At 69.9% G+C, this 10,990-nt stretch carries 11 protein-coding genes; 5 read left to right on the forward strand and 6 right to left on the reverse strand.

All coding sequences use genetic code 11. From position 1 onward, the window contains the following. Window positions 1–82 precede the first annotated feature (82 nt). Genes ACTIFV_RS13750 through dut form a run of 3 tightly spaced genes read right to left on the reverse strand, consistent with a single transcriptional unit; the run spans window position 83 to window position 1,895 of the window. Window positions 83–844: a DUF3159 domain-containing protein gene (locus tag ACTIFV_RS13750; protein WP_439593349.1), complete on the reverse strand. Its 762-nt coding sequence runs from the start codon at window positions 842–844 to the stop codon at window positions 83–85. After that, window positions 841–1,446, reverse strand: a complete 606-nt coding sequence (locus tag ACTIFV_RS13755) for a DUF3710 domain-containing protein (protein WP_439593350.1) — start codon at window positions 1,444–1,446, stop codon at window positions 841–843. Before ACTIFV_RS13755 ends, ACTIFV_RS13750 begins: the two co-directional genes overlap by 4 nt. Continuing rightward, window positions 1,443–1,895, reverse strand: a complete 453-nt coding sequence (gene dut, locus ACTIFV_RS13760) for a dUTP diphosphatase (RefSeq protein WP_439593351.1) — start codon at window positions 1,893–1,895, stop codon at window positions 1,443–1,445. Before dut ends, ACTIFV_RS13755 begins: the two co-directional genes overlap by 4 nt. Window positions 1,896–1,907: 12 nt before the next feature. Between dut and ACTIFV_RS13765 the strand changes: the two genes are divergently transcribed. Further along, a complete protein-coding gene (locus ACTIFV_RS13765; RefSeq protein ID WP_439593352.1) occupies window positions 1,908–2,402 on the forward strand; it encodes a DUF3093 domain-containing protein in 495 nt (164 codons plus the stop codon). 6 nt (window positions 2,403–2,408) lie between these two features. Here ACTIFV_RS13765 and ACTIFV_RS13770 read toward each other — a convergent pair whose 3' ends face one another. Further along, on the reverse strand, window positions 2,409–2,702 hold the full coding sequence (locus ACTIFV_RS13770; protein ID WP_439593353.1) for a DUF4193 domain-containing protein: 294 nt from the start codon (window positions 2,700–2,702) through the stop codon (window positions 2,409–2,411). Between the two features lie 213 nt (window positions 2,703–2,915). Between ACTIFV_RS13770 and sepH the strand changes: the two genes are divergently transcribed. After that, window positions 2,916–3,962, forward strand: a complete 1,047-nt coding sequence (sepH, locus tag ACTIFV_RS13775) for a septation protein SepH (protein ID WP_439593354.1) — start codon at window positions 2,916–2,918, stop codon at window positions 3,960–3,962. A 4-nt stretch (window positions 3,963–3,966) separates the two neighbouring features. Here the strand turns inward: sepH and ACTIFV_RS13780 are convergent, their stop codons facing one another. Next, window positions 3,967–5,076: an alkaline phosphatase family protein gene (locus ACTIFV_RS13780; protein ID WP_439593355.1), complete on the reverse strand. Its 1,110-nt coding sequence runs from the start codon at window positions 5,074–5,076 to the stop codon at window positions 3,967–3,969. Window positions 5,077–5,144: 68 nt separating this feature from the next. Between ACTIFV_RS13780 and ACTIFV_RS13785 the strand changes: the two genes are divergently transcribed. Further along, on the forward strand, window positions 5,145–7,607 hold the full coding sequence (locus ACTIFV_RS13785; RefSeq protein WP_439593356.1) for a DNA gyrase/topoisomerase IV subunit A: 2,463 nt from the start codon (window positions 5,145–5,147) through the stop codon (window positions 7,605–7,607). A gap of 191 nt (window positions 7,608–7,798) precedes the next feature. After that, window positions 7,799–8,440, forward strand: a complete 642-nt coding sequence (locus ACTIFV_RS13790; protein WP_439593357.1) for a nitroreductase family protein — start codon at window positions 7,799–7,801, stop codon at window positions 8,438–8,440. A 3-nt stretch (window positions 8,441–8,443) separates the two neighbouring features. Here ACTIFV_RS13790 and ACTIFV_RS13795 read toward each other — a convergent pair whose 3' ends face one another. Further along, window positions 8,444–10,513 carry a DNA gyrase/topoisomerase IV subunit B gene (locus tag ACTIFV_RS13795; RefSeq protein WP_439593358.1) on the reverse strand — a complete coding sequence of 690 codons (2,070 nt, stop codon included), beginning with the start codon at window positions 10,511–10,513 and terminating at the stop codon, window positions 8,444–8,446. Window positions 10,514–10,682: 169 nt separating this feature from the next. On the opposite strand from ACTIFV_RS13795, the gene ACTIFV_RS13800 reads away from it, so the two are divergent. Next, window positions 10,683–10,907 carry a DUF7455 domain-containing protein gene (locus ACTIFV_RS13800; RefSeq protein WP_439593359.1) on the forward strand — a complete coding sequence of 75 codons (225 nt, stop codon included), beginning with the start codon at window positions 10,683–10,685 and terminating at the stop codon, window positions 10,905–10,907. Window positions 10,908–10,990 lie beyond the last annotated feature (83 nt).

The raw sequence follows: 10,990 nt of genomic DNA on the forward strand, positions 1-10,990 counted from the left end.
CCCCTGCATCGCCAGCCTGGCTAGTGAGGATCACCTAACCATCCCGCAGGGTCGATTTATCTTGATATCAAGATAAATCGTATCACTCCGAGGCGGTAGCAGAAGGCTCCGAGGCGCGCGGATAGAGGGCTCGTACGACGAGCCAGGTGACGGCGATGAGCGGCGCGAACAGCGGAAGCCCCATGATCAGCTTCAGCGTGCCGAGGGCCGTGACGTCGCCCGCGAAGTAGAGCGGCACCTGCACGATGAGGCGCGCCGCGAACAGTCCGGCCCATACGATCGCGAGCCAGAAGAAGACGCGGCGCTTGCGCTTGTCGCGTCGCCACGCGGTGCCCTCCCCCATGAGGAAGCCGACGGCGAGGCCGATGAGCGACCAGCCCACGAGCGCCGAGATCAGCAGCGCCGACCCGTAGGCGATGTTCGTGAGGAAGCCCGGGATGAAGTTGTCCTCGCCGCGGCCGGTCAGCAGCGACAGCGCGGCGGCCACGCCGGTCGCGACGAGACCGCCGATCGCGGCGTTCGCGGATTGGCGCTGGATGAGCCGCACCGCGGTGAAGACGACGGCGAGGCCGACCGACAGCCCGAGGCTCAACGGCAGGTTCGCGTCCTTCGTCGCGGGATCGTACGTGAGCGTCCACGCCACGACGAACACGAGGCCGGGGAGGACGGATTCGAGGATGCCGCGCCAGCCGCCGATCGCGCTCCACACGACGTGGCCCGTGCTCCGGCCCTCGGCCGGGTCGAGCCCGGCGCGGCGCGCGGCGCCGCTCAGCGCGGCTCCCAGGACCTCGGACGCCGACGGCTGCTCCGGCTCCGGGGGCGTCAGGTCGGGCCGATCGCTCACGCTGTTCCCGGAGTCGCGGGCATCCGGAGCGGAATGAGGTCGCGCGGAGGCATCGGCGTGCCGCCACGCACCACGACGATCGAGCGGAAGAGGTCCTCGACCTTCGCCGCGGCATCCACATCCGCCGTCGCCGCTCCGCCGATGACTCCGCGCAGGAACCAGCGCGGTCCGTCGACCCCGACGAAGCGCGCGAGGCGCTTGCCGGCGGTGCTGTCAGGCCCCGCGACGACCGGCACCTCGGCGAGGAGCTCGGGGCCGAGCGGACCCTGGCGCTCCTCGACACGGCCGCCCTGCTGGCGCACCTGCTGCTTGATCTGCTCGCGCGTCTCGTCCCACAGGCCCGTCGTACGCGGAGCGGCGAAGGGCTGCACCTGCAGCGTCGAGCCCGCGTAGTCCAGACCCACCGCGACGATGCGCTTGGTCTGCTCCTCGACCTCGAGGCGCAGGTTCAGGCCCTCGCGCGGCAGGATCTTGATCCCGCCGAGATCGATGTACGGGCGGACCGGGTTCGCCTCGGACTCATCGAACGGACCGTTCGTCGCGCGGTCCTCGATGGCCGACTTGTCGCCGCCGGCCGACTGGGTGGGAGTGGCATCCGTCATGCGACGTTTCCGTCCTTCTTGTAGCCGGTGGAGCCGAATCCGCCCTCGCCGCGGAGGCTCTCGGGCAGCGTCTCGACCGGAATGAATGTCGCTCTCGCGACGGGCATCACGATGAGCTGGGCGATGCGATCGCCGACCGCGACATGGTACGCGTGTTCGGTGTCGGTGTTGATCAGCGAGACCTTGATCTCACCGCGGTAGCCCGCATCCACCGTCCCCGGCGAGTTGACGATGGAGATCCCGTGCCGGGCGGCGAGGCCGCTGCGCGGCACGACGAAGGCGGCGTAGCCGTCCGGCAGCGCGATGCGCACACCCGTCCCCACGAGGGCACGCGCGCCGGGCTCGAGACGCACGCTCTCGGCGGCGACGAGGTCGGCGCCGGCGTCGCCGGGCTGTGCGTAGGAAGGGACCTCGGGAGCGATAATGAGGACGTCCACGGTTTCGGTCACGCATCGAGGGTAATGCAGATGTCATCCACGAACGTCGGGGCGCCGATCGGCGCCCGCTATCGCGAGCGGCTCAGCCCCTCGCTGTGGGTGCTCGTCGCGGCCGCGGTGTGCGGACCGATGGCGGCGCTCGTCTTCTCGCCCATCGACACGACGCTCGCGCTCGTGGTCGGCGCGCTCGTCGGTATCGGCTTCGTGGCGCTGCTGGTGGCCGGTTCGCCGACGCTCGAGGTGCGGGACGGGATAATGCGCGCCGGGCGGGCGCGCATTCCTGTCGATCTGCTGGGAGATCCCGTGATCTCGACCGGCGAAGAGGCGCGCAGTGCGCGCGGCCCCGAGCTCGACCCCCGCGCGTGGCACGTCATCCGCGGCGGAATCGACGGCGTCGCGGCCTTCCCCGTGCTCGACGCGGACGACCCTACGCCCGTCTGGGTGCTGTCGTCCCGAACGCCGGACCGCCTCGCGGCTGCCGTACGGCGAGCCCGCGAAGCGGTCCAGGAGAAGTGGTAGGGAGACTCAGGCGGCGCACTCGATGCAGATGGCGCCGGACTTCTCCTCGTGGTCGAGCTGCGAGCGGTGCTTCACCAGGAAGCAGTTCACGCAGGTGAACTCGTCCTCCTGCGGGGGAAGCACGACCACGTCCAGCTCGAGGTCCGACAGGTCGGCACCGGGAAGCTCGAATCCCGAAGGGTTGTCGGCGTCCTCGACGTCGACCGAACCCGAGAGCTTGTCGGGAACGCGCTCCTTGAGAGCCTCGATCGACTCGCTGTCGTCCTCGGTCTTGCGGGGTGCGTCGTAATCGGTGGCCATTGCTTCAGCGTCTCAACTTCCGGATATCTCGAGTCTGTTCGCCCCTGGCTTTCGGCCAGCTTGGGCGGCGATAGTTTGCATGACCGCGGGGCATTTCGCAAATGCTCGGGGCGTGCTCCGCGTGAAACTCGCGGCGCGCGCGCGATATTCCCGATGATCGGTGCGCAGCGTGTCAGCATGGGGCGGAGACAGCTGGATCGGAGGGCTCCTCGTATGGAACAGCTCAGAGTCATCGCCACCGAGGACGACAAGCTCATACTTGCGACCGAGTCGGGCGAACGCTTCGCCCTGCCCGTCGACGAGTCGTTGCGCGCCGAACTGCGCAGGAGCCGCTCCGACGCGGCCTCGGAGGCACCCGTCAATCGTGCGAGTCCGCGCGAGATCCAGTCCCACATCCGCGCGGGACTCTCCGCCGAAGAGGTCGCTCAGCTGCTGGGCGCGCGCGTCGAGGACGTCGTGCGCTTCGAGCGACCCGTCCTGGCGGAGCGCGAGCACATCGTCGGGCAGGCGCTCGCGGTGCCGGTGCTGCTGGCGACCGACCTCGACGGCGACCCGCATCCGACCTTCGGCGCCGCCGTGCGGACCAAGCTCGCCGAGGCGGGCGCGTCCGGCGAGCGGTGGACGAGCTGGAAGGAGCCCACGGGATGGGTCGTCAAGCTCGAGTTCACCGCGAACGACATCGATCATGACGCGCGCTGGGGCTTCGACCCGCGGCGGGGCACGCTGTCGCCGCAGAACTCCGACGCGACGCAGCTCTCCCGCCAGGGCTCGCTGCCCGAGGGACTGATCCCCCGCCTGCGTGCCCTCGACTCGCGCAACGGCGAGGCGACGCCCCAGAAGGACGACTCGCGCTTCGACAGCGGCGCGTTCGGCCCGCGGCGCATCCCCGATGCCGACCTCGACTCGCCCGAGCTCCCCGCGCCCGTCGCGCCCGCTGTGCAGCAGGCGGCGATCAAGCGCGCGACGGAACCGACGGTGACGTCGGCCGAGACGGCCGATCTTCTCGAGGCGCTGCGCAGACGTCGTGGACAACGGGAGCCTCTGCCCGGAGTCGACGAGGTCGCTCCGACCCGCACGTCGGCTCCTGTCGCGCTCTTCGACGCGCTCGAGCCCGGCTACGACGAGAACGAGACGCCGGACGACGAGGACGACGCCCGCCTCGAGCCCGTCGCCGTCGCCGAGGCGGCGGGACGCCGCAAGGGACGCTCGTCGATGCCCTCGTGGGATGAGATCGTCTTCGGCGCCAAGGGCGACGACTGACGCGTCAGGCGAAAGCGCCCAGTCGCAGGAGCGGGACGATCCGCTCGTCGCTCGTGAGCGACCCGTGCTGGCCGATCATGTTCTGGGGCGCCTTGTCTGCCTCGCGATCGTCGTAGTAGGCGACGGCGGCGCGCGCCGCGACGAGGACGTCGCCGATCCGTTCGCGCACGGCGGTTTCGACGGGGCCGAACAGCCCGGCGGCGATCGCCTCGTCGCGGGACATGACCCACGAGCGCCCCGACTCGGACGCCTCCCACGCGTCGCGCACGTCGGCAGCGCGTCCCCGCTCGGTGTAGAGATGCAGCATGCGGGGCTCGCCGCCGATGAGCTCGACCCCGTCGAGCAGGCGATCGCCTCCCGAGAGCAGCACCTGGCGATGCCGGGGCACGTCGACCATGCCGTGATCGCCCGTGACGACCGCGCCCGTACCGGAGGCGAGTGCCGTGTCGAGTGCGCGGGCCGCGGCATCCACCCTCTCCAATGCGGCGATCCACTCCTCGGACTGCCAGCCGTGCTTGTGTCCGGCGGCGTCGAGTTCGCTCATGTAGAGGTAGACGAAGGACCCGGGATGCTGCGCCGCGAGCGTCGCGGCGCGCTCGGCGCGCTCGGTGAGGTCGGCGACGCCGACGAACTCCGCCTCGCCCATGATCGCCTGCGTGAATCCGGTGCCGGCGAACTGCGCCTTGGAGACCGCGAACGACGGCCGCTGCGCGACGAGGCGTGGCGCGCGCTGCCACTCCAGTGGCAGCCCGTCGGTGTCCCAGCCGCGAAGCTGGTTGAGCACCGCATCCGTGCCGGGGATCCGTGCGCGGTAGCCGACGATGCCGTGCTCTCCCGCGGGCGCGCCCGTCAGGAGGCCGGTGAGCGCCGTCGCGGTCGTGGAGGGGAACACGGTGCGGGCGACATCCCTCTTCGTGCCGATCTGCGACAGGAAGCGCGCGTGTCCCGAACGCGCCGCGAGGTTGGCCGCACCGAGTCCGTCGATGAGCAGGATGACGGCGGAGGTCGCGGGCGCGAACCACTCCGAGCGTCCGTCGAGGGCCTCGAAGAGCTGTGGCACGACACCGGTGAGGCTCCGGGCCCTGGGTGGGTCCGCGGGTAGGCTGAGTGGCATCGGGGCCAGTCTCGCACAGGCGGCAGGCCTCCACCCGAACCCGCTGTCACCGAGGCCTCTTCCGCACAATGCCCGCATCCCGCACAGACTCCTCCCTCCCCGCCGACCACGGCCGCATCGAAGACGTCGACGTCTCGACCGAGATGCAGGGATCCTTCCTCGAGTACGCCTACTCGGTGATCTACTCCCGGGCGCTGCCCGACGCCCGTGACGGCCTCAAGCCGGTGCAGCGACGCATCCTGTTCCAGATGGCAGACATGGGGCTGCGCCCCGACCGCGGTCACGTCAAGAGCGCGCGCGTGGTCGGCGAGGTCATGGGAAAGCTGCACCCCCACGGCGACGCGCCGATCTACGACGCCCTCGTGCGCCTCGCACAGCCCTTCTCCCTGCGCGTGCCGCTCGTCGACGGGCACGGCAACTTCGGCTCGCTCGACGACGGCCCCGCTGCGCCCCGCTACACCGAGGCGCGCCTGGCCGCCCCCGCGCTCGCGCTGACCGAGAACCTCGACGAGGACGTCGTCGACTTCATCCCGAACTACGACGGGCAGTTCCAGCAGCCCGAAGTGCTGCCCGCCGCCTTCCCGAACCTGCTGGTCAACGGCACGACGGGCATCGCCGTCGGCATGGCCACGAACATGGCGCCGCACAACCTCATCGAGGTCGTCGGCGCTGCGATCCACCTGCTCGACAACCCCGAGGCATCCGTCGAGGAGCTCATGGAGTTCGTGCCCGGTCCCGACCTGCCGTCGGGCGGCATCATCGTCGGGCTCGACGGCATCAAGGACGCCTACGCGAAGGGCCGAGGGAGCTTCCGCACCCGTGCGAAGGTCTCGGTCGAGTCGCTCGGTCCCCGCCGCACGGGCATCATCGTCACCGAGCTGCCGTACCTCGTCGGTCCGGAGCGGATCATCGAGAAGATCAAGGACGCCGTCACGGCGAAGAAGCTGCAGGGCATCTCCGACGTGACCGACCTCACCGACCGACACCACGGCCTGCGGCTCGTCATCGGCATCAAGACGGGGTTCGACCCCCAGGCGGTGCTGGAGCACCTGTACCGCCTGACGCCGCTCGAGGACTCCTTCAGCATCAACAACGTCGCGCTCGTCGAAGGGCAGCCGCAGACGCTGGGGCTCAAGGAGCTCCTGCAGGTGTACCTGAAGCACCGTCTGAGCGTCGTCACGCGACGCAGCCGCTACCGCCTCGCCCGCCGGCAGGAGCGACTGCACCTCGTCGAGGGCCTGCTCATCGCGATCCTCGACATCGACGAGGTCATCCAGGTCATCCGCGCCTCCGACGACGGCGACCAGGCGCGCACGCGCCTCATGGACGTGTTCGACCTCTCGCAGCCGCAGGCCGAGTACATCCTCGAGCTGCGTCTGCGGCGCCTGACGAAGTTCTCCCGCATCGAGCTCGAGACCGAGCGAGACAGCCTCAAGGCAGAGATCGCCCAGCTCGAAGAGCTGCTCGCGAGCGACGTCCTGCTGCGCTCCCAGGTGGCGAGGGAGCTGGATGCCGCGGCCGAGGCCTACGGCACTCCGCGCCGCACGCTCCTGCTCGACGGTGGACCCGTCGCACCCCGCTCGCGTGCCGCCGCGGCGGCGGCCGATCTGCAGATCGCGGATGCCCCGTGCCGCGTCTTCCTCTCCGCCACGGGGCGGATGGTGCGCGCCGCGCTCACGGATGACGCGCCCGGCGGCGGCATCGTCGCGCCATCGCGGCGGTCGAAGCACGATGCGATCCGCTCCGCTGTCGACACGACGACGCGCGGCGATCTCGGCGCCGTCACGTCGCTCGGACGCATCGTGCGATTCTCCCCCGTCGACCTCCCCGCCGTCCCGGGCAACTCCGTCCAGCTCGCCGCGGGCACGCGCGCCGATCAGTACCTCGGGCTGCCCTCCGGTGAGCACGTGGTCGCCGTCGTCCCGCTCGTGGACACCCCCGTGATCGCCCTCGGCACGGCACAGGGGGTCGTCAAGCGCGTCGCGGCGAGCGAGATCGCGAACAAGCACGATGTCGATCTCATCGCGCTGAAGGACGGCGACCGCGTCGTCGGTGCGGCCCCCGCACCCGACGGCGCCGAACTCGTCTTCATCGCCACCGACGCTCAGCTGCTGCGCTTCGACGCGGCAGCGGTCCGCCCGCAGGGGCGGTCGGCCGGCGGCATGGCCGGCATGCGCGTGACCTCGGGCGAGCGGGTGGTCTCGTTCGACGTCGTCCCCGCCGATGCGGCCGAGGTCGTCGTGGTGACGGTGGCGGGCTCGACCGAGACCCTCGCGGGTGCCGATGCGGCGACAGCGAAGGTGTCCGCCTTCGACGAGTTCCCGGCCAAGGGCCGTGCGACGGGTGGAGTGCGTGCGCAGCGCTTCCTCAAGGGCGAGAACGCCCTCACGCTCGCGTGGGTGGGTACGGAGCCTCGCGCGGTGGGTGCGGACGGCGCCACGCGTGCGCTGCCTGCGGCGGGCGCGAAGCGGGACGCCTCGGGCTCCCCGCTCGACGGCGTCGTCGCCGCGATCGGCACCGCTGTCGGCTGACCGGCCTCGGTCCTGCGCCCACTGCCCCGGCTCGAGCCCGAGCATCCGGCTCCGAGTCGTCGAAAGTACTTCGCCCGCACGAGCGCACTGACTGCGCGCGCGAGGCTTAGGTGCTCTGGTGCGTATGAAGTACTCTGGGCGCCGCGATGTGGTGACAATGCCCGTCGTCGCGGCGGGGCTAGTCTCGTCCTGTGACGGACCTCCTCCCCCTCGACCCCGATCAGCTTCTGACGACGACGCGCTCGGTGCGCAAGCGTCTGGACCTCGAGAGGCCCGTTCCGCTCGAGATCGTGCGCGAAGCGCTCGAGGTCGCGGTGCAGGCGCCGACGGGGAGCAATGCGCAGACGTGGCACTGGATCATCGTCGCGGATCCGGACAGGCGCGCCGTCATCGCCGACTTCTATGCGCGGTCCTTCGCGCGGTACCGCGCGTCCGGCGGGCGAGGTTACGCCGATCCCGAGCGCCAAGCGGTCCAGCAGCGCGTGTCGTCGAGCGCGGACTACCTCGCTGAGCACATGGGCGAGGTGCCAGTGCTCGTGATCGGCGCCATCTACAGCGGACGGGACGACTTCGAGCCGGGTTCGCAGGCCGGCCTGTGGGGATCGCTCCTCCCCGCCGCCTGGAGCCTGCAGCTCGCCCTCCGGGCGCGCGGACTCGGCAGCGCCTGGACGACCCTGCACCTCGCCTACGAGCGCGAGATCGCCGAGCTTCTGGGCATCCCCTCCACTGTGCACCAGGGGGTGCTGCTCCCCGTCGCCTATACGCTCGGCACGGACTTCCGTCCCGCCCATCGCGCACCCCTCGACGAGGTCGTGCACGTCGACCGCTGGTGAGTTCTACGCGTCGATGCGCTCGCGGCTCAGGTTCGCGGACGAGTCGATGATGAACTCCTTGCGCGGGCCGACATCGGTGCCCATGAGGAGTTCGAAGACGGATGCCGCGGCCTCGGCATCCTGCATCCGCACACGACGCAGGGTTCGCCCGGCGCGATCCATCGTCGTGGTCGCGAGCTGGTCGGCATCCATCTCGCCGAGGCCCTTGTAGCGCTGCACGGGCTCCTGCCAGCGCTTGCCGGCCTTCGTGAGCTTCGATAGCAGACCGTGAAGCTCCTGCTCGGAGTAGGTGTAGACCGTCTCGTTGGGCTTCGTGCCCGGGTTCATGACGACGACGCGGTGCAGCGGCGGGACGGCGGCGTAGACGCGGCCCTCGTCGATGAGCGGCCGCATGTAGCGGAAGAACAGCGTCAGCAGCAGCGTTCGGATGTGGGCGCCGTCGACGTCGGCGTCGCTCATCAGGATGATCTTGCCGTAGCGCGCGACGTCGAGATCGAACGAGCGCCCCGATCCCGCGCCGATCACCTGGATGATCGCTGCGCACTCGGCGTTGCCCAGCATGTCGCTGATCGAGGCCTTCTGCACGTTCAGGATCTTGCCGCGAATGGGCAGGAGCGCCTGATACTCGCTGTTGCGGGCGAGCTTGGCGGTGCCGAGCGCCGAGTCGCCCTCGACGATGAAGAGCTCGGACGCCTCGACGTCGTTCGTGCGGCAGTCGGCGAGCTTGGCCGGCAGTGACGAGGACTCGAGCGCGTTCTTGCGTCGCTGCGTCTCCTTGTGCGTGCGGGCCGAGATGCGCGCCTTCATCTCGGAGACGACCTTCTCGAGCAGCAGCGCCGTCTGCGCCTTGTCATCGCGCTTGGGCGAGCTGAACCGGGCGGCGAGCTCGCGTGAGACGACGTTCGCGACGATCTGGCGCACCGCCGGCGTGCCCAGCACCTCCTTCGTCTGACCCTCGAACTGCGGCTCGGGGATCCGCACCGTCAGGACCGCGGTCAGGCCTGCGAGGATGTCGTCCTTCTCGAGCTTGTCGTTGCCGACCTTGAGTCGTCGCGCGTTCTGCTCGACCTGGCTTCGCAGCACTTTCATGAGCCCGGCATCGAAGCCCGCCTGATGGGTGCCGCCCTTGGGCGTCGAGATGATGTTCACGAACGAGCGCGAGGTCGTCTCGTAGCCCGTGCCCCACCGCACCGCGATGTCGACGTGGCACTCGCGCTCGACCTCAGTCGGCACCATGGCGCCCGTGGGCTGCAGCACCGGGACGGTCTCGGTGAAGCTGCCCGTGCCCGTGAGGCGCCAGGTGTCGGTGATCGCGGCGTCGGGTGCGAGATAGTCGGCGAACTCCGAGATGCCGCCGTCGAAGCGATAACTCGTCTCCGCGGCCTCCTCACCGCGATCGTCGCGGATGACGATCTCGAGTCCCGGCACCAGGAAAGCCGTCTGGCGCGCGCGCTGCTCGAGCTCCTGCAGGTTGAAGGCGGCATCCTTCGTGAAGATCTGCCGATCTGCCCAGTACCGGATGCGGGTGCCCGTCACGCCCTTCGCGGCGCGGCCGGCGACCCGCAGCTCGGAGCTCTTCTCGAAGGGGGTGAAGACCGAGTCCGGGGCGCCGTTCGAGAAGACGCCGGGCTCGCCGCGATGGAACGACATCGCCCAGGTCTTGCCGCCGCGGTCGACCTCGACGTCGAGGCGCTCCGAGAGCGCGTTGACGACGGACGCGCCGACGCCGTGCAGTCCGCCGGACGCGGCGTACGAGCCGCCCCCGAACTTGCCGCCGGCGTGGAGCTTGGTGAAGACGACCTCCACGCCCGAGAGCCCGGTGCGCGGCTCGATGTCGACCGGGATGCCGCGTGCGCGGTCGCGCACCTCGACGCTGCCGTCGGGATGCAGGATGATGTCGATCCGCGAGCCGAAGCCCCCGAGCGCCTCGTCGACGGAGTTGTCGATGATCTCCCAGAGGCAGTGCATGAGCCCACGGGAATCGGTCGAGCCGATGTACATCCCCGGGCGTTTGCGAACCGCTTCGAGTCCCTCGAGCACCTGGAGGTGATGGGCGGAATACTCAGCGGTCACAATCCTCAAGCGTATCCGCGCCGAATGACAAGCAGCGTCAGACACGTCGGCGGGAGTGATCGCGTACGCGGTGAGCGAACTGACACCGATTCGCGGCATTCTCGAAACAATGCCGTGGTTGTATTTCATACCTGCACAGCACGCTCGATACGTACGAGGAGGCACCACCATGAACACGCTTTCGACACCCACAGAGAACACCGCCGTCCTCGAGTACCGCCTGAGCGCCCTGGACCGCTGCGATTCCTGCGGAGCGCAGGCCTACATCGCAGCCGAGGTCAACGGCAGCGAGCTCCTGTTCTGCGCCCACCACGGCCGCAAGTACGAAGAGAAGCTCCGCTCGGTCGCGACGTCGTGGCACGACGAGACCGCTCGCCTCGCCGAGGCCCGCTGACCTAGTTGTTCTTCCCCGTGAGGTTGTGAACGCGTTCGGCGGGGGTTGAGCCTCCGAGCCCGGTGTGGGGTCGATGGTGATTG

This window comes from Microbacterium sp. (assembly GCF_051860965.1).
GTDB lineage: Bacteria > Actinomycetota > Actinomycetes > Actinomycetales > Microbacteriaceae > Microbacterium.